At 65.0% G+C, this 21017-nt stretch carries 16 protein-coding genes and 2 pseudogenes; 5 read left to right on the top strand and 13 right to left on the bottom strand.

Annotation, left to right across the window (positions count from 1 at the left end; all coding sequences use genetic code 11):
* Nucleotides 1-4: 4 nt before the first annotated feature.
* From EZH22_RS02090 to EZH22_RS02050, 9 genes and pseudogenes are all read right to left on the bottom strand, one after another.
* The gene (locus EZH22_RS02090; protein ID WP_203194164.1) at nt 5-256 is read right to left on the bottom strand and encodes a hypothetical protein; all 252 of its coding nucleotides are present in this window, start codon (nt 254-256) and stop codon (nt 5-7) included.
* Complete coding sequence (locus tag EZH22_RS02085) at nt 256-852, bottom strand: VOC family protein (protein WP_203194163.1); 597 nt, start codon at nt 850-852, stop codon at nt 256-258. Before EZH22_RS02085 ends, EZH22_RS02090 begins: the two co-directional genes overlap by 1 nt.
* 19 nt (nt 853-871) lie before the next feature.
* Nucleotides 872-2539, bottom strand: a complete 1668-nt coding sequence (locus EZH22_RS02080; protein WP_203194162.1) for an AMP-binding protein — start codon at nt 2537-2539, stop codon at nt 872-874.
* Nucleotides 2539-3819 carry an alpha/beta fold hydrolase gene (locus EZH22_RS02075; RefSeq protein WP_203194161.1) on the bottom strand — a complete coding sequence of 427 codons (1281 nt, stop codon included), beginning with the start codon at nt 3817-3819 and terminating at the stop codon, nt 2539-2541. The genes EZH22_RS02080 and EZH22_RS02075 overlap by 1 nt, the downstream gene beginning before the upstream one ends.
* Before the next feature lie 57 nt (nt 3820-3876).
* Nucleotides 3877-5079 (bottom strand): CaiB/BaiF CoA transferase family protein, encoded by a 1203-nt coding sequence (locus tag EZH22_RS02070; protein ID WP_203194160.1) that lies wholly within the window; start codon nt 5077-5079, stop codon nt 3877-3879.
* The gene (locus EZH22_RS02065; protein WP_203196847.1) at nt 5076-5285 is read right to left on the bottom strand and encodes a hypothetical protein; all 210 of its coding nucleotides are present in this window, start codon (nt 5283-5285) and stop codon (nt 5076-5078) included. Before EZH22_RS02065 ends, EZH22_RS02070 begins: the two co-directional genes overlap by 4 nt.
* Before the next feature lie 59 nt (nt 5286-5344).
* Nucleotides 5345-5992 (bottom strand): annotated as a pseudogene (locus EZH22_RS32760) (hydroxymethylglutaryl-CoA lyase); the annotation flags it as partial.
* Nucleotides 5993-6084: 92 nt separating this feature from the next.
* Nucleotides 6085-6837: a glucose 1-dehydrogenase gene (locus tag EZH22_RS02055; protein ID WP_231711261.1), complete on the bottom strand. Its 753-nt coding sequence runs from the start codon at nt 6835-6837 to the stop codon at nt 6085-6087.
* A gap of 79 nt (nt 6838-6916) precedes the next feature.
* On the bottom strand, nt 6917-7327 hold the full coding sequence (locus tag EZH22_RS02050) for a nuclear transport factor 2 family protein (protein WP_203194158.1): 411 nt from the start codon (nt 7325-7327) through the stop codon (nt 6917-6919).
* Between the two features lie 329 nt (nt 7328-7656).
* Between EZH22_RS02050 and EZH22_RS02045 the strand changes: the two genes are divergently transcribed.
* From EZH22_RS02045 to EZH22_RS02025, 5 genes are all read left to right on the top strand, one after another.
* Nucleotides 7657-9231 carry a phytoene desaturase family protein gene (locus EZH22_RS02045; RefSeq protein WP_203194157.1) on the top strand — a complete coding sequence of 525 codons (1575 nt, stop codon included), beginning with the start codon at nt 7657-7659 and terminating at the stop codon, nt 9229-9231.
* Nucleotides 9232-9272: 41 nt separating this feature from the next.
* Entirely contained in the window at nt 9273-9497 is a 225-nt protein-coding gene (locus EZH22_RS02040) for a hypothetical protein (protein ID WP_203194156.1), read from the top strand.
* Nucleotides 9498-9551: 54 nt separating this feature from the next.
* On the top strand, nt 9552-11135 hold the full coding sequence (locus EZH22_RS02035) for a phytoene desaturase family protein (protein WP_203194155.1): 1584 nt from the start codon (nt 9552-9554) through the stop codon (nt 11133-11135).
* A 250-nt stretch (nt 11136-11385) separates the two neighbouring features.
* A complete protein-coding gene (locus tag EZH22_RS02030) occupies nt 11386-12597 on the top strand; it encodes a cytochrome P450 (RefSeq protein WP_203194154.1) in 1212 nt (403 codons plus the stop codon).
* Between the two features lie 153 nt (nt 12598-12750).
* On the top strand, nt 12751-13443 hold the full coding sequence (locus tag EZH22_RS02025) for a hypothetical protein (RefSeq protein WP_203194153.1): 693 nt from the start codon (nt 12751-12753) through the stop codon (nt 13441-13443).
* A 618-nt stretch (nt 13444-14061) separates the two neighbouring features.
* Here the strand turns inward: EZH22_RS02025 and EZH22_RS02020 are convergent.
* The 4 genes and pseudogenes from EZH22_RS02020 to mdeB form a co-directional block, all read right to left on the bottom strand.
* A complete protein-coding gene (locus EZH22_RS02020) occupies nt 14062-14799 on the bottom strand; it encodes a dienelactone hydrolase family protein (RefSeq protein WP_203194152.1) in 738 nt (245 codons plus the stop codon).
* 93 nt (nt 14800-14892) lie between these two features.
* On the bottom strand, nt 14893-16626 hold the full coding sequence (gene lpdA / locus EZH22_RS02015) for a dihydrolipoyl dehydrogenase (protein ID WP_203194151.1): 1734 nt from the start codon (nt 16624-16626) through the stop codon (nt 14893-14895).
* A 108-nt stretch (nt 16627-16734) separates the two neighbouring features.
* The gene (locus EZH22_RS02010; protein WP_203194150.1) at nt 16735-18042 is read right to left on the bottom strand and encodes a 2-oxo acid dehydrogenase subunit E2; all 1308 of its coding nucleotides are present in this window, start codon (nt 18040-18042) and stop codon (nt 16735-16737) included.
* Nucleotides 18043-18242: 200 nt separating this feature from the next.
* Nucleotides 18243-20923: pseudogene (mdeB, locus tag EZH22_RS02005) on the bottom strand (alpha-ketoglutarate dehydrogenase).
* Between the last annotated feature and the right edge of the window lie 94 nt (nt 20924-21017).

Below are 21017 nucleotides of genomic sequence, written 5' to 3'. Positions count from 1 at the left end.
AACGTCAATCCTTGCTTTCGATACACATCGTGTCGCGGCTGTATTCCACGATCCGCCCCACGAAGCCGCCGGTGAGTGCGCTGTTCCAAAGCGCCGGCCCGAGGCCGAGCGCCTTGCGTCCGAAGGTGATCTTGTCCGGGGCCTCAATACGCCAGTAGCCGTTCAGCGGCTCCTTCACGACGCAGCCGGTCACCGCCCGGGCGCTCTCCCAGACCGGCGTGAATTCGGGAATGTTGGGAATGAAGATGCGGACCATCACGAAGCCTCCGCGAAGCGGGCTTCGAGCATGGAGCCCTTCTCGTTCCACACCGGCTCGATCTTGGAAAGGCGCTCGCCGCGCGCGCGCATCTCTTCTTCCACCTTGATGGCGGCTTCCAATGTCAGGGCGGCGTCGGTTGCATCGAGCTCGATGAAGTCGCGAAGCGGGCGCCCGATCTCCATGTAGTATCCGTTGGGATCGCGAAAATAGATCGACTCCACCACTTCGTGCTCGATCTCGTACATGATTTCGACACCGCGCTCTTCGAGTCGCTTGCGCCACGCGATCAGTTCTTCCCTGGTATCCACGAGCCATGCGGTATGGGTCGCGTCACTGTCATACTCGGGCCGGTGGACCAAGTGCTCGGGCTGGTCGTCGCCGAGATAGTAGAAGAAGGCGATGGTGCCCCGGGCGCCATTGTCAAAGAAGAAGTGCAGGAAATCGGGGTGCCGGGCGGAGCCCCACCCCCGCGCCGACACGCAATGAATCAGCTTCAGACCCATGACATCTCTGTAGAACTCAACCGTTTCCTTGAGTTTCCAGGTCGGCCGAGCGGTGTGATGAACACCTTTGAAGCTCAGATCCTCTGACATCGTGTTCGCCCTTTCCCGTTCACGCTTTTTCTGTTTCCTGCTCGAGGCGCTTTGCGATGTCCTCGCGCAGCTTGCCTTTATCGAACTTGCCGACCTTGGTAACTGGGATACTGTCGATGACCAGAATGCGCTCCGGCCACTTGAATTTGGCGATGCCCACCGATTGCAAGTGCGCCTGCATGGTCGCAACGTCTGGCGCCTCGTCCCCTGGACGCGGCACGATATAGGCACAGACCCGTTCACCCAGCACAGGGTCCGGCATGCCGATCACGGCACATGCGGCAACGGCGGGATGGGTTGTGACAGCGGCTTCGACTTCTTCGCAGTTGATCTTTTCCGCGCCGCGATCAACCACATCCTTCGTGCGACCGGCAAAAGCGAAGTAGCGCGATGATCCGATCTCGCGAATCACCATCAGATCTCCGGGCCTGTAGTAGCCATCTTCAGTGAAAGCGGTGCGATTGCGGTCGGGGGCATTGTAGTAGCCGGCCAGGGTGTAGGGCCCTCGCACAATCAGTTCGCCGATCTCACCGGGAGCGGCCTGCTCCATTGTCCCTGGCCGGACCAGGTGCACGTCGTCGAATTCAGATAGCGGCCGGCCGACCGTCCAGTCCAGGGCTTCGCCCGGATCACCCTCGCGGCAATACATGTTCATGCCCTCGGACATGCCGAACATGCCGTAAGCCGGCTTGCCGTATTTCTCGCGCAGCGCCCGTGCACCGTCGGCGCACCAGAAAAAGCGTACCGGATCCAAGCCTTCGGGCACCAGCGCGAGTGTTTCGTCGAGCCGTGGAAACAAAGCCCGGATCACGCCGATGATCGTGGGTGGATTGCGCCGCCAGGCGTCGGCCCAATCCTTGGGAGACATGCCTGCTGCTATGATGAAGGCGCCGCCCACCAGCAGCGTGGGCATCAGGAAGCAGATCATGCACGCATTGTGAATGATCGGCATGGGCATGAACATGACATCATCGGCTCGGTAGCCAAGCGTTTGCGCGGTGAGTTGCGCATTGAGCAGATAATCGTTCTGCATGCGCGGAATGACTTTCGGCACACCCGTGGTGCCACCGGAGAGCTGGAAGATCGCCACCTGGAACGGATCGCGTGGGACGTTCTCAACGGCGGCCCGCGCGGCTGCCGCGTCCGTCGCCGCGATGAGATCCTCCATGCGCACCACCCCTGCGCGCGGCACGCCGCGCAGGGAAATCACGTGCTTCACGGTCGGAATCTCGTCTTTCATGGAGAGGGCGAAATCCTCGAGATCGAACTTTGCGTCGTCGCCCTGGACAATGTGCGCGCGTGCATCCACGCTTTGGCCGATGTAGCCGATCTCCACCTTGCGGTGGGCCGATAGGGTGCAGACCGGGATGAGGCCCGCCTTCAGGCATCCGATCAGCGCGATGACGAGCTCGGGTGAATTGGCGGACTGGAACAGCACTCGGTCGAGCGGCGCTAGCCCCAGATCCAGGAGCCCCTTGGCGAGGCGGTCCGTGCGCTCGTTCAGCTCCGCGTAGGAAATGATGCCGTCCGCGGCGCAGATGGCCGGCCGCGCTGCATGCGTCCTGAAGGATGCCGCCAGTTCCTCGACGAGCGTGGTGGTGGGGAGGGCGCCCGCCGTCACATAGGTCGCGAGCCGCTCCGTCGGCAGATACACAACGCCCGGAAGTTTCTCCTTGACCCCCACCATCACGCTGCCCTCTTCCCGCATTCGAACCGCTCGCCCAGCCAGCGCAGGATGTGCCGCGCTGCGATCTCCTGGCCGCTCTCCTCATTGAGCCGCAGGGACTGGCCATGGTGGTTGCCGCTGATGTCGTGGCGCTCCTTGTCGGAGGTCCGCAGGCCCGCGAAGATCGCGGCGGCATCAGACGGAAACACGGAATTGTCGCCGGTGTAGTAGATCATCTGCGCCGGCTGCTCGACGGCTCCGCCACAGAGATCGAAGGAGGCGAGCGACGAGAGGCTGGACCATGTGGACAGCCAGCTCTCCGGCGTGCACACGCGTGCAAAGCCGACGCTGCCCACGTTGGACACCAAAGGCTTGGCGCCCCATACCGAACCCCAGCGCCGCTCAGACGGATCGAGCTTGATGTCGAAGCAGCGCAGGTCGGCGTCCGTGCGCCAAACGTTGAAGATGCCAGAGAAGTTGCCTAGCCAGCGATTGCCTTCGCCTGTCGCCTCGAAGACCTTCTTGGCGGCGACCCGCGCCCTTATGCCGGCCTTCGCCGTGGCGTCGATGCGCGCCACCCGCTCACGCTGGGCGGCGCGGTAGCGCGGGATGAAGCAGGGGGAATAGGTTGCACCGCCCTCTTCTCCCGGCTTGTAGCCGTTGGCGGAGGCGAAGGGGTCGAGCGCGGGATCGGTGGAGAACGGGTCCGCCTCGTCCGTCAGGGAGGGGTCGATCATGCTTTCCAGCAGCTTGCCCTGGCCGGGATGGGGAGCGATGAAGATGAAGCCATCCGCCACTGGAAGCGGCGCTTCGCCGAGCTTGGTGGGGCGCCCGCCCGGGGTGCGCTCCACGCGCCTCGGACCCTCCAGCAGAGATTGCTGATTGTAGTAGGCGAACAGGCTCGCACCGCCGGAATTGCCGAGAAGGATGATCTTCTCGAAGCCGAGCTCGCGCAGCTCGACCATGCCGGCGGCCACATCGTGGACGGCCAATTCGTGTTCCAGCCGCAGATCGTTTCCCACCGTGCGCGGACCTTGCACCCAGCAGGCATAGCCGCCAGCGACGAGATGGGGAACCATGTAATGGGTCACGAGCAGCTCACGCGGGTGCATGATGAACACCGCCGTCTTCTCGCCGCCGCGCGCATGCAGGTAGCCGATGACGGGTGCCTGGTCGAATGTCTGGACGGGATGGACCGTCGTGCGCATGTCGGATGGAACCAGATCCGGATTCCAGCTGGCGCCGCGCAGGCCGGCCGTCACCTTCCTCTCCAGCTTCGAGCTATCCTTCTCCGCGGACATGCGTCACGTCTCCACCAGTCGATTTATATTTAACATGCATATTAATTAATACAACCCTCAGATGACCCGTGAGGCACTCAGGGCTTTGATCTCTTCGCGGTCCATGTCCAGGATGCTCGAGAGGACCTCGTCGTTGTCCTGCCCCGGCCTCTCCGGCGCCAGGCGCCGCACGCCCAAAGGCGTTTCCGAGAGCATCGGAAAGGCGCCCTGCATCCTCACCGTGCCATGCTTGGGATGCTCGAGCTCGACGATGGACCCCCTCGCCTTGAACTGTGGATCGGCAAGCATGTCCGCGGGCTTGTAGACCCGCCCCGCAGGCACGCCGTGTTGGGCCATGACGGCCTCCAGATCGGCGAGGGCAAAGGTCTGGGTCCACGCGTCGATCAGCTGGTCCAGCTCGGTCTGCCGCTGGCCTCGCGCCTCGTGGGTGGCATAGCGGGGGTCGGTCCCCAGCCCCGGACGCCCCATGGCTTCGCACAGGCGGCGAAACACAGTGTCCTGGTTGGCGCCGATGAGGATTTCCCCGTCGTGGCACCGGTACACGTTGGACGGCGCGATGCCGGGAAGGACTGCACCCGTCCGCTCGCGCGTGAAGCCGGCCACGTCGTAGTCGATGACGAGGCTTTCCATCATCTGCAAAACGGATTCGTAGAGGGAGGAATCGACGATCTGGCCGCGCCCGCTGACCGCGCGCCGATGCAGGGCTGCGAGCGCGCCCATGCAGCCGAACGTGGCGCACAGGCTATCGCCGATGGACACGCCCATCCGCGCGGGCGGCCGGTCCGGTTCCCCCACGATGTAGCGCCAGCCCCCCATCGCCTCGCCGATGAGGCCGAAGCCGGCGCGGTCGGCATATGGGCCGCTCTGGCCGTAGCCGGACATGCGCACCACGATCAGGCCGGGATTGTCGGCGCGCAGCACATCCGGTCCCAGGCCCCATTTCTCGATCGTGCCGGGCCGGAAGTTCTCGACCAGGATGTCCGCCTTCCGGATCAGCCTGCGCGCCAGTGCCTGCCCTTCGGCGCAGCGGAGGTCGATGGACACCGACTTCTTGTTGCGGGCGATGACCTCCCACCACAACGCGGTGTTGCCTCGCCCCCACGCGCGCATGGGATCACCCGAACCGGGGGGCTCGATCTTGATCACCTCGGCACCCATGTCGCCCAGCAGCTGGCCGCAGAACGGCCCCGCTATGAGCTGGCCCATCTCGACGACGCGGATTCCAGCCAGCGGCCCGGGCGTCTTCGCCAACGCCGTCATGCGCGTTCTCCCGTGGCTTTGGCGAGCGGAAACCATCCGACCTTGGAGAGCGTGCCGGGCAGTTCCCGCCCCATGATGCCGGACAGCCATTCCGCCGCGGACGCGACCGCAGGCAGGGACAGGTTCGTCGCGATGCCGGAGCGCTCCAGCATGTAGACCACGTCCTCCGTCGGCACGTTGCCGGTGGCGCGCGGGCGAATGGACAACCGCCGATCCCGCCGATGGACGCATCGACGATCGTCGCCCCGGCCTTGACGCCGGCCCAGACGTTGGCGAGGCCCGTATTGCGGGTGTTGTGGAAATGGACGCGCACCGGCACCGGGGAGATCGCCTTCACGACCTGCGCGACCAGAGCTTCCACCTCGCCAGGCGCTGCGACGCCGATGGTGTCGGCGATCCCCACCTCCACCGATCCCGCCTCCGCCGCCCGCACCGCCATCCGGACCACGTGGTCGGGATCGACCTCGCCGTCGAACGGGCACCCGAAGGCGGTGGTGATGGTGACATGGGCCCGGCGACCCGCGTCCCGCCCCAGCTTCAGGATGTCGATGCAGGCGGACAGGGATTGCTCGGACGGCATACCCTGGTTTTTGAGACCGAAGCCGTCCGAGGCCGAGCACACGGCGCCGACTTCGTCGAGGCCGGCCTCAAGGGCCCGTAGCGCGCCCCGTTTGTTCAACACCAGCCCGATATATGTGACCTCTCCGCGCCGCGGCAAAGCGGAGGCGAGCGCCTCGGCGTCGGCCATCTGAGGCACCAGCTTGGGATGGACGAAGCTGGTCGCCTCCATGCGCCGCACGCCCGCAGAAATCGCCCGGTCGATCAAGGCGAGCTTCTGCGCGGTGCTCAACAGCACCTTCTCGTTCTGCAGACCGTCGCGCGGACTGACTTCGACAATTTCAACCGATCGCATCTGGCTTCACCCATCGTTCCGCATCCCGGCAGGCGTGACGCCGGCCGAAGGAGCGCGGCGCACGGGCCGCGCTCCTCTGCGCGCTCCCGGCATCACCCGAGGTTCAGGCCGCCGTCGACATTGAGGGTCTGGCCGACGACGTAGGAGCTCTCGTCGCTGGCGAGGAAGACGGCCGGACCCGCGAACTCATCGGGCGCGGCCATGCGCCCGAGGGGCGTGACGGCCACCTGCCCCTGCGCGGCGGCGCCCGTCGGTACGCCCAGGGTCTTGGAGAAGCTCTCCTCCACCACATCCCACATGGGCGTCTTGACGGCGCCCGGCGCGATGGCGTTGCAGCGGATGCCGTGCCGGATGAGCTCCTGTGCGGCCACCTGATTGATGGAGATCGCCGCCGCCTTGCTGAGGCCGTAGACCACGGCGCCCGGAGGGGCCCGCCGGCCCGCGCCCGACGCGATCGTGACGATGGCGCCCCCGCTGCCCTGAGCGATCATCTGGCGGGCCGCGCCCTGGATCATGAACAGCAGCCCGCGCGTATTGACGGCCACCACCCGGTCGAAATCCTCGGGCCCGATCTCGGTGATCAAGCCCATGGCGAAGACCCCGGCGCAATTGACCAGAATGTCCAGCCGGCCATAGCGCCCGACGGTCGCCTTGACCGCCGCCGTGATGGATGAGGGATCGCGCACGTCCAGCGCACACCCCATCGCGCCGCTCGCGATTTCCTGCGCCGCCGCTTCGCATCTGTCCTGCGATACATCGGCGATGCAAACCCTCGCGCCCTGACGCGCATATTCGCTGGCGATGGCCTTTCCGATGCCGCTTGCCCCACCGGTGACGATCGCCACCTTGCCTTCGAGCCGTCCCATGTTCCGTCCGCCTCCCGTATGGCTGTTCTCGCTCGTCCTGCCACCTGAACTGGCAAGATCAGCTCGCAGGAAAGCCAAATGCCCGAATGGCGGGAAGCGGGTTGAAGTACTCGGAGTGCTCGATGACCTTGCCGCCGCGGACCCGCACGAAAAAGCAGTACCGGTTCTCGTAAGGCGTTCCTGCGGCGGTCTCGGATTCGGAACGGGCGCTGCCGACGATGAGTTCGGGGTCCTCCGTGGTGTGAAGCTCCACGTCACGGAAGACGAACGTCTTGATGGCCGCCCAGAAGCCGCGTGTGCCGTTGATGCAGTCGTCATAGCCTTCCAGGGCGAGACCCAGCGGCGGTGGTGCAAACGGAAACCGCATGATGAGCGCCTTGCTGGCCACCTGCGGCCAGGCATCGAAATCCCCGGCGGCCAGCACATCCAGCCAACGCCTCGCAATTGTCAGAGGTGTCAAATCAGTCATGGCTTGTGTCCTCCCAAGGCGGGCGTCTTCTTCGGCGCCCGCACCGGCCCTTGCTTTTATGTCGGAATGCAGCCCCCGACGGGGCCGGCATCGCGCCAGTGACCGGATTTATTGATAGCCCAGTAAAATTATCCTGTCACCAATGCGCGCCACCGGATTCGGCAAAATTCTTCGCTTGCTCCTGCTCGGATGGTCTGATAGCGAATTGCATATTAAGATCACTATTAAATTTGCGGGATATTTGATCCGCCCGGACGGATCGTCCTGCCGATGCAAAAACAGGCGCCGGCCGTTGAAGAGCCGTGCGCCACTCGGGGAGGAAACGGCGAATGGCCTCGCATGATGTTGTTATCGTAGGTGCCGGCCACAACACGCTTACGGCAGCAGCCTATCTCGCGCGGTGCGGAGTCAGCGTGCAACTGCTCGAACGCCATGATCAGGTGGGCGGCGGCGCGGTTTCCCGCAGCATCACGCTGCCCGGATTCGTGCATGATGTTCACGCCACCGGCGTCGCGCACCTGCAGGCCCATCCCATCGTCACCCATGACGAGCTGGGCCTCCTGTCGAAGTATGGGCTGGAGTTCGTCTATCCCGATGCCAGCTTCATGTCGGTCTTCGAGGACGGTGTGACGATCGGATGCTACAAGGATCTGGATCGTACCTGCGCGGACATTGCCAAGATCTCGCAGAAGGATGCCCAGTCCTATCGGCGGATGGCCGACTTCATGGCGCAGATCGGCCCAATGATCGGCATGTCCATGAACCGTCCGCCGGGCCGCTTCGGCGGGTTCGTCGCGCTGATCGAGCAGACCCCTTTCGGCGCCGAACTGATCCAGGCGATGCTGAAAAGCGCCTACGACGTCATCATCGAGAATTTCGAGGATCCGCGGATCCGGATCCATTTCCTCAAGTGGGTGGCCGAGGCACTGTGCGGGCCGGAAGAAAAGACGACTGGGATCAACATGTTCTTCCTGATCGGCGCGTCCCATTCGGCGCCGGCGGGCCTGGTGAAGGGCGGAACGCAAAAGCTTTCCGACGCAATGCTCGCCTGCATCGAGGCGAACGGGGGCTCGGTGCGCCTCAACGCGCCGGTGAAGCGCCTCATCAATTCAGGTGGCGAGGTCAAATCCGTCGAGCTCGAATCCGGCGAGATCGTGACCGCGAAAAAGGCCGTGATCGCCGCCATCCATCCCCACCTTCTCGACCGCCACGTGGAGGGGCTGGATGCCGGGCTCGTCCGCCGCGCGCGGAGCACGACGTCCAGCTTGTTCGCCGAGATGGTGGTGCATGGCGCCCTGTCCGCGCGACCGAGCTGGAAGGTCGGCGAGGCGCCCCACACCGCCCTCGGCGTCAACCTCATCGGCGAGATGGAGCTGGAGGGATTCCGCCGCATCTTCGACGATCTGCGCTACGGCGACCTGCCCAAGGACTATATCGGCCACGTGGCCGTGCACACCAATTTCGATCCGAGCCGCGCGCCGGCCGGAGAGCACACGCTCTACCATCTCGGACTTGCGCCTTATGCCCTGCGCGGCGGAGCGCAACGCTGGGACGACCTCAAGGAGGAGCGCGCCGACTGGATGATGGCCCAGCTCGAGAAGTTCGCCCCGGGCGTTCAGGCCTCGGTGAAGGCCCGCCGCGTGGACAGCCCGCTGGACATGGAGCGCTACTCGCCGTCCTTCCAGAAGGGCGACATCATGGGGCTTGGCAGCTACCTCTACCAGTCCCTCGGCCTGAGGCCGACGGCTGAGCTCTCGCAGTATGCGGTGCCCGGCGCCAAGGGCCTCTATTTGTCCGGCCCCTTCATGCATCCCGGCGGCGGCCTCACTGGCGGCGGCCGCGCCGTCGCCATGAAGCTCATGGACGACGCCGGCGTTGACTACACCAAGGTCATCCTGAGCTGAGCGCAGCAGACGACGCCGCGCCCCCGGTTTGAGGACATGCGATGAAACTTTTCAACCTCGACAACAGCCCATTGATGGATGTGAACGCCATCAGCCGGGACAATAACGATCTCATCATCAAGGGAACGATCATGGGAGCCATGCCCATGACCTGCAAGCTGACTCCCGCCGAAGCGCGCGGCATGTTGAAGATGCTGACGCCAGGCCTTGTTTTCTTCCTCTTGACCTTTTTGTTCCGCTCATCGGCGCGCGTGCCCCGCAACTAAGACGATGCCGCCGGTTCGCCGGTGCAATAACCATATCCTGGGAGGAAATTACCTATGGCCAACTACGACGTGATCGTGGTCGGCGCCGGCCACAATACGCTCGGCGCGGCCGCTTATTTGCAGAAATGCGGCCTGAAGACACTCGTCCTTGAGAAGAACGCGATACCCGGTGGCGGCGTGACCTCCAAGGAGCTGACTCTTCCCGGCTTCAAGCATGACACCCATGCCTCCGGCGTCGTCCACCTCCAGGGACATCCCATTCTGACGGCGGACGAACTGGAGCTGAAATCCAAATACGGGCTGAAGTTCGCCTATCCCGAGGCGAGCTACATGACCATCTTCGCCGACGGCGACACCATCACCTGCTACGCCGACCTCGATCGGGCCTGCGCGGACATCGCGCGCTATTCGGAACGGGACTCCGAGGCCTATCGCGAGATGGTCGGCATGATGGGTGCCATCATGCCCATGATCAACATGAGCATGGCCCGCCCGCCCTTGCCGCTCGCGGCCTTCATGGGAATGCTGTCGCAGATGCCCGGGGGCAACGACCTGCTCAATACCATGATGCGCTCGGCTTATGACGTGGTCACCGAGCGGTTCGAGAACGAGAAGGTGCGGATCCACTTGCTCAAGTGGGTCATGGAGGGTCTGAACGTGCCCTGCGAGCACAAGACCACCGGCGTCGCCATGCTCTATCTGATTGGTTTTTCCCACTCCCATCCCGCCGGCGTGCCCGTGGGTGGCATGCAGTCGCTCACCGACGCCATGATTTCCTGCATCAAGGACAATGGCGGCGAGATCCGACTCAACACTCCGGTGAAGCGGGTTATTAACAAGAATGGCGTGGCGAAAGCGGTCGAGCTCGCCAGCGGCGAGGTTCTAGTCGCCGACAAGGCGGTCATCGCCTCGATCCATCCCCATCTGCTGGGCGAGCGGGTCGAGGGCCTCGATCCTGGCGTCGTGGCCCGCGCCAAGCTTTATCAGGCGACCGATTTCGGCGGAATGCTGATCAACTGTGCCCTGCGCGAGGCGCCCAGATGGACCCATGCGCCGGCTGCCGACAGCTGCCTCTATATCAACCTCATCGAATCGTCCGACTTGAACGAACTGCGGCGCTATGCTGACCAGCTGCGGCTCGGTGAGCTGCCGGACCAGCCCATCCTGGTCGCCTCGAACCACACCAACTTCGACCCCACGCGCGCGCCGGATGGTCATCACACACTGTACGTCTTCTCCTGGGCTCCCGGCGTCCTCGCCGACGGCGGCATGGAGCGCTGGGACGACATCAAGGAGCAGCGCGCCGACGAGGTCATGGCCTGGCTCGCGAAATTCGCACCGAACGTGTCCGGCGACAACATCCTCGCCCGCCACGTGGACAGTCCCCTGGACATGGTGCGCCATTCGCCTTCGTTTCAGCGCGGCGACCTTAATGGCGGCGCCATGTTCCTCTACCAGATGATGGGAATGCGCCCCACGCCGGAGCTGGCGCAATACGCCGTGCCTGGCGCCCAAGGCCTCTATCTGTCGGGTCCCTTTATGCATCCCGGCGGTGGCGTCACCGGCGGCGGGCGGCCCGTCGCCATCAAGGTGATGGAAGACCTGAAGGTCGACTATTCCAAGATCATCCGCAGCTGAGCGAGGCCGCTCGGACCGGCGGCGCGGCGCCGAGCGGTCAGCCGTCTGGCGGCCTGAAATCTGCCGACGTGCTTTATTTGATATATATATAAATTATAGTTCGGTTCGATCCCATCGGTCCCGAAAGTGGTCCGGAGCAGGCGATTCGCAACTCATAGAGGACAAAGGACACCGCATCTGACCCTGGCGTCGAATGCTCTGCGTTCCGTAAACCCGAAATGAATAATGAACAACCGGAGGATATGTCCCCATGGCTGATACCCCTGAAAGCCTTTCTGAGGAATTTTCGACCTTCAGCACTTACACGAAGACGCCGGCTCAAGCGCTCGACCTGATCGAGCGTGCGCGCACAAAGTGTCCGGTGCCGCATTCGAAGGAACTGGGCGGCTTCCACATCTATATGAACTATGAGGACGTCCGCCGCGGTCTCATGGATTGGAAGACCTATGCGAACGGCCCGTCGGTCCTGCGCCCCTATATCGAAGGCTCGCCGGTGTTTCCGCCCCTCTCCATGGATCCGCCCGAGCATACGCCCTGGCGCAAGGTCTTCTCCGACGGCGTCAACATACGGACGGCGGATCGGATCGGACCGGCGGTGCGTGCCGATGCTATCGAGCTCATCGAAGGCTTCGCCGAGAAGGGGGCATGCGACCTGCATCTGGACCTTGCCGAGCAAGTGCCGATGAAGGCGATTTTTCACATCCTCGGACTGCCGCGCGAGCATCACGAGCGCGTGCGGTCCATGACGCTCAATGTTCTGGCCCATGTGAACCAGCCCGAGCAATTCGCGAAGCTCTTCCAGGAGTTCAGCGAATATGGCTGGTCCGAAGTGGAGCGGCGCAAGAGCGATCCCAAGGAGGATTATCTGACCGTCCTCGCCGACGCGCGGTTCGGCGATCGGCACATGACACCGTTCGAAGTCGGCGCGGCGGTGGTTTCCCTCCTCGTGGCCGGGCACGGCACCACCACGGCGGCGCTCACCAACCTGCTCTACGAGGTGCTGCGCCGGCCGCAGCTGAAGCAGCGGCTGATCGAGGATCCCGCCTTAATTCCCAAGGCGGTGGAAGAGGGGCTGCGTCTTCACCACCCCTTCTTCGGCTTGTTCCGGAAGGCGACGGAGGATGTGGAAGCCCACGGCGCGCACATCAAGAAGGGCGACACGGTCTATATGTGCTGGCAGGCCGCCAATCGTGATCCGGCGGTCGTGGACAAGCCTCTCGACTTCGACATTGATCGTCCGGAATTCCAGCACCTGGGCTTCGGTCTTGGAAAGCATTCCTGCGTCGGAGCGCCGACGGCGCGCATGGAAATGCGCGTGGTGATGGAGGAGTTGCTTGCGCGGCTGCCCGATATCGAGCTTGCCGAGCCCGAAAAGGTGAAGTGGGATTTCCACGGCGCCGAAACCTTGGGCATCCTGCACCTGCCGGCAAAGTTTGCGTCGCGCCCGCGTCGTGCCTCCTGAGAACGGTCGATCCGTTCCAACGGCCGCGTCAGGCGGTTTTCCTCGCCTGGCGCTTCTCACGAGATGAGCCAGGCGACGAAGCCGAGAACTACAAGGGCAGAGCCTTAGGTCGCTCCAGGTCAACTGTTCCCATCTGCCAAGTGTGGAGGCCCCATGTCCAATCTCCTCACCATGCGAGCAACAGAAGCCGTCATCGCGCTCGCATTCCTCTCGACGCTGATCTGGGTGGTTCGGCGGCGTAATCCCCTTTATGCGGGCGCCGTCATCGCCGGAGCGATCTGCTTCGTGTTCGACTGGGCTTGGTGCACCCGCAGCTTCTTTAATGCCACGTTCAACCGCGATCTCTTGCCGCTTCCCGGCATCACCGCGCAAGGCGTGACGTATCCTTGGTCGATAGCGCTGGCCTGGGGCCTGGCCTTCGGCCTGCCGACCGTGCTGCTCGTCATCGTCTCGGACTGGTTCGATCGCAGGCTCGGTGCGTTGCAGTACGTGGCAATCTGGTTTCTCGGCGCCATCGGCATGACGGCATTGGAGAACTTTCTGACTGGTGTATTGCGAATCTATATCTATCACCAGAAACCGGAATATCTGATCGGCACCGTGCCCTGGTCCAACGTGTTGCTGAACGGAAACCTGATGCTCCTGTGCTACGTGCTCTCGCGCAGCACGTGGCGCTGGGCCGCGCTGCCCGCGAACACGGGCTTTTCGCTCGCCAGCGACGATGTGCGCAAGGGGCTGGTGCTGGGCGCGCTGCCGATCTGGGGCGCCTTCGTGATCGCCTATCTCATTCAGCTCTTCTGGTACGGCTTGGCCGATCCGTGGACCGAATCCGGCCGCCCCTTCTGATCGCTTGAGCAACGTGGAATCGCGTGCCGGTGGTGCTTTTTGAGGCATGAGCGACCGTTGGGACCGTTGCGGCGCGCGCCGTATCGATACTCCGCGCACCGATCATGATCATCGGAGACGAGACACATACATGACCAAGAACGGTGGAATCACGCCACATCCCGCCCACTCCGGGTTCGACTTCGACAAGGAAGTCGAGATCCTCAAGCGCGAGACGGCCGAATAACTCGAGGAATTCAGCGCGGCCAGGCTGATGTCGATCGAGAACTGCACCGGCACTGGCCGGGCCAGCACGCCATTTCGGGCCGCGACTGGCCGAACACGACGCCGATCGCCAACCTCTGGAATGTCGGCGACGGGGTGCGGCCATGGATGGGTGCCGTCCAGAGCGGCTGCGTCCGCTCGGCTCGACTGGTGGTCGAGCAGGCCCACCGGTCGTTTCCGCCGTCAAGCCGGTCGGCGAACTGAAGCGCGTGACCGTCGGCGAGCGGATCTCCGCCGGCTCGACCGGCGGGTGAAGAAGGTATTTCGCCAGCCATTGGCGATATGCGCACGGCACCATCGCCGCCGCTGGCTCATCTGGCGCTTGGCGGGCTTTTCACCCGCATCGGCACGGCCTCAAGAGGTCGGGCTCTCTCCAAGTACCTCGGCGAAAAGGGCGCGCATCTGCTGCCAGGACCTCCTGTCCGCGACGGCGTCGTAGCGCAGGAAGTCTGGCTTCCCGAGCAGGTCTGCATCCGGATTGGTGAAACTGTGCACCACGCCGCCGTACAAGGTCATCTGCCAGTCCACCTTGCCGGCGCGCAGCACGGCTTCGAACGCTGCACGGTCTTCGGGCGGGACACCGGGATCGTCGGCCCCGATCAGCGCGAGCACCTTGGCCTTGATCTGTCCCGCATCCTGTGGAGCGCTGACTTGCAGGCCGCTGTGGAAGCCCACGGCGGCCTTGATGTCGGCACCGGCGAGGGCCAGTTCATAGGCTAGGGTTCCTCCGTAGCAGAAGCCGATGGCCGCGACGCGCGACGCATCCACCTCCCTGCGCCTCAGGAGCGCCTCGAGCGCCTTTCGGGTGCGGGCGCGGACCCTGGCGATATCGCCACGCAAGGCCGTCAGCACCGGCATCATGGTCCCAAGGTCGGGGAAGACCTTCTGGTCGCCGTGCAGGTCGCAGGCCAGGGCCACGTAGCCGAATTCCGAGACGATCCGTTCCGCCCGCGCCTTGGCATGTGCGCCGAGCCCGAAGGCTTCGGGAAACACCAGCACCGCGGGTCGTGGGGTCGTGGCCGTCTCGTCCCATGCGAGATGGCCGATCATGGAGAGGCCGTCGGCCTCGTAGCACAGCTCTTCGGTCTTCATGAACGTCCTTTTCCTGTCTTCTGCTTCACGCGCGGCGCCTCGGGTCCCGCACCCGCCGAGGCGGCGCGGCCTTGATTTTTACAACAGCCCGCTTCAGGGCGGCGGCAGATCCGTGCAGGCCCCCAGCGCGACTTCCGCCGCCATGCCGATGCTTTCTCCGAGCGTTGGATGGGGATGGATGGTCTTGCCGATGTCCACCGCGTCGGCGCCCATCTCGATGGCGAGGCAGATCTCGCCGATCAGGTCGCCAGCGGACGGCCCCACGATCGCCCCGCCGACCACGCGGCCCGTGTCCGCGGACAGGACCAGCTTGGTAACGCCGTGGTCAGCGCCGTTCGCGACGGCCCGGCCAGACGCCGCCCACGGGAAGCGGGCCACCTTAACGGCGATACCCTGCGCCCTGGCTTCGGCCTCGGTCAGCCCCACCCACGCGATCTCGGGGGCGGTGTAGGCGACCGACGGGATCACCTTCGCATCGAAGCCGGTCTTGTGGCCGGCGGCCGACTCCGCCGCCACGTGGCCCTGATGCACGGCCTTGTGGGCGAGCATGGGCTGCCCCACGATATCGCCGATGGCGAAGATGTGCGCAACCTTCGTGCGCATCTGATCGTCGACGGGAATGAAGCTGCGATCGTGGGCAAGGCCCGCCGCTTCAAGCTTCAGCGTCGACCCGGCGGGCCGGCGTCCCACGGCCTGAAGGACGAGGTCGTAGGTGGCCGGTCCTGCATCCTTGCCATCGAACACGACGTGGAGCCCGTCCGCGCCCGCCTCGATCGAGACGAGCCTCGTCGATGTCATGATCCGGCCGAAGCGGTGCTTGTTCTGGCCCATCCAGAGCTTCTCAAGGTCGCGGTCCACGCCTGCGAGGAGGCCATCGAACTGCTCGACCACGTCGATCACGCTGCCGAGGGCGGAATAGACCGTTGCCATTTCGAGGCCGATGATACCGCCGCCGATGACAAGCATCCGCTTCGGCACGAAAGGCAGATCGAGGGCGCCGGTCGAGTCGACGATGCGCGGGTCCTGCGGCAGGAAGGGCAGGTGAACGGGCTCCGAGCCGGCCGCGATGATGCAGGAGCGAAAGGCGATGCGATCGCTCCCGCCCCCCTCCAGGGCGACATCGAGGTGATGGGTGTCGGTGAAGGTGGCGGTGCCGCGGATGACCGTGACCTTGCGGGTCTTCGCCATGAAGGCGAGGCCGCTTGTCAGCTTGTTCACCACACCCGCCTTGAACGCGCGCAGGCGGTCGAGGTCCACCAGCGGCGTGCCGAAGCTGATGCCGTGGGCAGAGAGGCGCTCGGCCTCCTCCTTCACGGCAGCCACGTGCAGGAGCGCCTTGGAGGGGATGCAGCCCACATTGAGGCAGACCCCGCCGAGGGTGGCCTCGCGCTCGACGAGGGCGACCCTGAGCCCCAGGTCGGCGGCGCGGAAGGCGGCGGAATATCCGCCGGGGCCGCCGCCGATGACGACGAGGTCAATGGCGTCTTCGGGAACGGCAGTGGCGGCTGTGGCCGAAGCGGCGGGCGGCTGGGCGGCGGGGGCCTTGCCGGCATAGGCGGGCACACCGACCGGCATTGCGGCGCCCGCGCCTTCAACCTCGATGCGGGCGAGGAGCGTGCCCTCGCTGACGGGATCGCCGACGCCGATGGCCAGCTCCACGATGGTGCCCGCCAAAGGTGAGGGGATGTCCATGGTCGCCTTCTCAGACTCGACCGCGGCGATGGGAGTTTCCGCATCGATCCGGTCGCCTGGCTTCACGAAGATTTCGATGACCGGCACCTGCTTGAAGTCGCCGATGTCGGGAACATGGATGTCCTTGATGCTCATGGCGCGCCATCTTCCGGTACGTTCTCGCGGCAGCCGCTTTCGGCGCGCTCGAATGACATGCGTTGAAACAAGGGCTTGAAGCGATCGCGCCCGGCTCGGCCCGAAGGCCTAGAGCACCGCCCGGCGAAAGTCGGCGAGCAGGGCGGCCACATGGCCGAGGAAGCGCGCCGCTGCGACCCCGTCCACCACCCGGTGATCCCAGGACAGGCTGATCGGCATGATCAGGCGTGGCTCGAAGGCGGAACCGCGCCAGACCGCCCCGGTGGACGAGCGACCGGCGCCGAGGATCGCCACCTCCGGCGCATTGATGATGGGCGTGAAGCCGTCCCCACCGACGCCGCCCAGGGAGGAGACGGTGAAGGTGCCGCCCTGCATGTCCGTTCCCGGCAGGCGGCCCTCGCGGGCCTTTCCGGCCATCTCCCCCATCTCGGTCGCGATCTCGAGGACGCCCTTTCTGTCGGCATCACGGATCACCGGCACCACGAGGCCGTTGGGTGTGTCGGCGGCGAAGCCCACATGGACGTACTTCTTGAAGATCAGGTCCTCGCCGTCGAGGGAGGAGTTGAACCGCGGATAGGCGCGCAGCGCGCTGGCCGATGCCTTGATCAAGAATGCGACCATGGTCAGCTTGCCGGTGTCGTTGCGCTTCTCGGCATTCACCTGCGTGCGGAACGCCTCGATCTCGGTGACGTCCGCATGGTCGAAATTGGTCACGTGCGGGATGCGCACCCAGTTGCGGGCGAGGTTGCCACCGGACAGCTTCTGGATGCGCGACAGGGGCACGCGCTCGATCTCGCCGAACTTGGTGAAGTCGACCTTGGGCCAGTCCGGCAGATCGAGGGTGGTGCCGCTGCCCCTCGCCTGGTCCGGGCCCGCCACCAGGGCGCCCTTCACGAAGGCCTGCACATCCTCCTTGAGAATGCGCTTCTTGGGCCCGGTCGCGACGACTCGGGAGAGATCGACGCCCAGCTCCCTCGCATATTGCCGCACAGAAGGTGTGGCGTGGGCGCCGTCGCTGGTTGCCATCGCCGCGGCGGGCATGGCCGGACCCGGAACGCTCGGGCTCGAACCGGGCCGGGACGCCACGACGGACGCATCCGGCACGGGCGCGGCAGGCGCAGGTATTTTCGGCGCGCCACCATTTGCGGGTGGTGGAGCAGGATCGCCGGAAGCGCCTGCCATCTCCAGGATCATCAGGGGAGAGCCCCGAGAGACCTTGGTGCCCACCTGAACCAGAAGTTGGGAGACGACACCCCCCATGGGCGAGGGCACCTCGATGGTGGCCTTGTCGGATTCGAGGGCGAGGATCAGGTCATCGACCTTCACGCGGTCACCGGGGGCAACCAATAGTTCAATGACGGGGACGTCGTTAAAGTCACCGATATCCGGCAGAGTGATCGTCTGCTGCGCCGACATGGGCGGTTTCCTCGCGTTTCGGTTCAAGGTGCGGCGGCGCGCGCATGCCGGGAGCCGGACCTGACTGGGGTGCGTTGATCGGGGGGCGTTGCCCTGGACCGCTTCGGCGCGATACGCCGAACCTGCGCTTTGCTCGAAGACGCACCAAGGCCAAGATGAAGGCGTGCATGCGCCGGCTTGGAAGCAGGCAAGCGCAGGGGCTAGAGGCGCCAGGAAGGCTCCGCCTTGATGGACAAGCCGTATGTCTCGATCGCCTGGGCGACGAGACTGCGGTGAATCGCCCCTGTTTCGGCGAGGGCACCCAGGGCGGCTAGGACCACATAGAAGCGGTTGACCTCGAAGAAGTCACGCAGGGCCGTGCGCGTGTCCGAACGTCCGAAGCCGTCCGTACCGAGCGCGACGAGGCGACCTTCCACATGGGGCGCGATCATCAGCGGCAGCGCCCGGACATAGTCCGTCGCCGCGACGATGGGGGCCTTGCCCCCGAGCAAGCTGGCCACGTGGCTGCGCCGGGCCGGACCGTCGGGGAGAACAGGCTGGCCCGCTCGATGGCCTGCGCCTCCCGCGCCAGTTCGACGAAGCTGGTGGCGCTGAAGACCTCCGCCGCGATCCCGAAGTCCGTCTCCAGCAGCCCCGCGGCCGCCACCACCTCCGGCAGGATGGCGCCGGAGCCGATGAGGCGCACCTTGCCGGTTCCAGCCTCCCGGCCCGGCAGGCGATACAGCCCCTTGATGATGTCCCCCGCCACGCCCTTCGGCATGGAGGGCTGGGCATAGGTCTCGTTCATGGTGGTGATGTAGAAGAACTCGTCGGCGTTCTCCTCCAGCATCCGGCGCGCGCCGTGGTCGAGGATCACGGCCAGCTCATAGGCGAAGGCGGGGTCGTAGGCCCGGCAGTTGGGCACCGTGGACGCCACCAGGTGGGAGGAGCCATCCTGATGCTGCAGCCCCTCGCCGCCAAGGGTGGTCTTGCCCGCCGTGGCGCCGATGAGGAAGCCGCGGGCCCGCTGGTCGGCGGCGGCCCAGATGAGGTCGCCCACGCGCTGGAAGCCGAACATAGAATAATAGATGTAGAAGGGCAGCATGGGCAGGCCATGCACCGAATATGAGGTGGCGGCGGCGACCCAGGACGAGATGGCGCCGGCCTCGGTGATGCCTTCCTCCAGCAGCTGCCCGTCCGTCGCCTCCTTGTAGTAGAGCATGGAGCCGGCATCCTCCGGCTCGTAGAGCTGGCCGACGGGGGAATAGATGCCCACCTGCCGGAACAAGTTGGCCATGCCGAAGGTGCGGGCCTCGTCCGCCACGATGGGGACGATGCGCGGGCCGATCTCCCCGTCCTTCAGGAGGTTGGTGAACAGGCGCACCACCGCGACCGTGGTGGACATGTCCTTGCTGTCCGCGTTGAGCGCGAAGTCCGCGTATTTCTCCAGCGCCGGCACATGGACGGCGGGGGCCGTGGCGCGGCGCGCGGGAATGAAGCCGCCGAGCGCGGAGCGGCGCGCCTTGAGATAGCGGATCTCGGGCGAACCTTCGCCCGGATGGTAGAATTCGAGCTTCTCCACCTGCGCATCGGTCAGCGGCAAGGCGAACCTGTCGCGGAAGGCGATGAGGGCCTCGAGGTCGAGCTTCTTGGCCTGGTGGGAGGTCATGCGGCTTTCGCCGGCGCCGCCCATGCCGTAGCCCTTCTTGGTCTTGGCGAGGATCACGGTCGGGCGCCCCTTATGGGCGCGCGCCGCGGCGAAGGCGGCATAGAGCTTGCGGAAATCGTGGCCGCCGCGCTTGAGATTGTCGATGTCCTGGGCTGACATGTGCGCGACCAGTGCCCGCACCTCCGGATCGTCGTCGAAGAAGTGCGCGAGATTGTAGACGCCGTCCTTGGCGCCGAGGGCCTGATACTTGCCGTCCACCGTGGCGGCGAAGCGCTTCAGCAGCACGTGGTTTCTGTCGCGGGCGAAGATGGGGTCCCATTCCGAGCCCCACAGCACCTTGATGACGTTCCAGCCCATGCCGCGGAACAGTCGCTCCAGCTCCTGGATCACCTGCCCGTTGCCGCGCACCGGTCCGTCGAGGCGCTGGAGGTTGCAATTGATGATGAATGTCAGGTTGTCGAGGTCTTCGCGGGCGGCGATGGAGAGGCCGCCGAGGGCTTCCGGCTCGTCCATCTCGCCATCGCCGAACACGCCCCACACATGCCGGTCCTGCGTGTCGGCGAGCCCGCGGTCGCGCAGATAGCGCAGGAAACGGGCCTGATAGACGGAATTGATGGGGCCGATGCCCATGGAGCCGGTGGGGAATTGCCAGAAATCCGGCATCAGCCACGGATGGGGGTAGGAGCACAGCCCCTTGCCGCCGATCTCCTGGCGGTACTTGGCGAGGTGCTCCGCGCTCAGCCGCCCTTCCAGGAAAGCGCGGGCATAGATGCCGGGCGAGGAATGCGGTTGGTAGTAGACGAGGTCCGCGGCGCCGCCGCCGTCCGCGCCGCGGAAGAAATGGTTGAACCCCACCTCGAAGATTTCCGCAGCCGACGCATAGCTCGCGATATGGCCGCCCAGCTCGCCATAGGCCTTGTTGGCGCGCACCACCATGGCAAGCGCGTTCCAGCGGATGATGGAGGTGATGCGCTCTTCCAGCTCCAGGTCACCCGGATAGGGCGGCTGCTTCTCTAGGGAGATGGAGTTGCGATAGGGCGAATAGGGCAGGGCGCCCTCGGCGACGCCGGTTTCGAGCGCGTGCTCCTCCAGCCGGGAAAGCAGAAATCGCGCGCGCTCGGGTCCGCCATGAAGAGCGACCGAATCGAGCGAAGAAAGCCAATCGGCGGTTTCCACCGCGTCCTCGTCGTGCGGATTGAACGGCTGCGGGGAGGGGGCTGTCTGGGCACTCATGGCGTTTCCGCACCTTGATCCATTTATTAATGCATATATTAATAACATGGGATGGGCAGCATGTCCTGCGGAACCCGTTGCAAAACGGCGCCGA

It is taken from the genome of Xanthobacter dioxanivorans, from assembly GCF_016807805.1.
GTDB classification, from domain to species: domain Bacteria; phylum Pseudomonadota; class Alphaproteobacteria; order Rhizobiales; family Xanthobacteraceae; genus Xanthobacter; species Xanthobacter dioxanivorans.
This window is presented reverse-complemented; position numbering and strand designations above follow the sequence as displayed.

Coding starts and splice junctions, on each gene's coding strand:
- EZH22_RS02090 (WP_203194164.1), bottom strand. CDS start 256: ATGGTCCGCATCTTCATTCCCAACATTCCCGAATTCACGCCGGTCTGG.
- EZH22_RS02085 (WP_203194163.1), bottom strand. CDS start 852: ATGTCAGAGGATCTGAGCTTCAAAGGTGTTCATCACACCGCTCGGCCG.
- EZH22_RS02080 (WP_203194162.1), bottom strand. CDS start 2,539: ATGGTGGGGGTCAAGGAGAAACTTCCGGGCGTTGTGTATCTGCCGACG.
- EZH22_RS02075 (WP_203194161.1), bottom strand. CDS start 3,819: ATGTCCGCGGAGAAGGATAGCTCGAAGCTGGAGAGGAAGGTGACGGCC.
- EZH22_RS02070 (WP_203194160.1), bottom strand. CDS start 5,079: ATGACGGCGTTGGCGAAGACGCCCGGGCCGCTGGCTGGAATCCGCGTC.
- EZH22_RS02050 (WP_203194158.1), bottom strand. CDS start 7,327: ATGACTGATTTGACACCTCTGACAATTGCGAGGCGTTGGCTGGATGTG.
- EZH22_RS02045 (WP_203194157.1), top strand. CDS start 7,657: ATGGCCTCGCATGATGTTGTTATCGTAGGTGCCGGCCACAACACGCTT.
- EZH22_RS02040 (WP_203194156.1), top strand. CDS start 9,273: ATGAAACTTTTCAACCTCGACAACAGCCCATTGATGGATGTGAACGCC.
- EZH22_RS02035 (WP_203194155.1), top strand. CDS start 9,552: ATGGCCAACTACGACGTGATCGTGGTCGGCGCCGGCCACAATACGCTC.
- EZH22_RS02030 (WP_203194154.1), top strand. CDS start 11,386: ATGGCTGATACCCCTGAAAGCCTTTCTGAGGAATTTTCGACCTTCAGC.
- EZH22_RS02025 (WP_203194153.1), top strand. CDS start 12,751: ATGTCCAATCTCCTCACCATGCGAGCAACAGAAGCCGTCATCGCGCTC.
- EZH22_RS02020 (WP_203194152.1), bottom strand. CDS start 14,799: ATGAAGACCGAAGAGCTGTGCTACGAGGCCGACGGCCTCTCCATGATC.
- lpdA (WP_203194151.1), bottom strand. CDS start 16,626: ATGAGCATCAAGGACATCCATGTTCCCGACATCGGCGACTTCAAGCAG.
- EZH22_RS02010 (WP_203194150.1), bottom strand. CDS start 18,042: ATGTCGGCGCAGCAGACGATCACTCTGCCGGATATCGGTGACTTTAAC.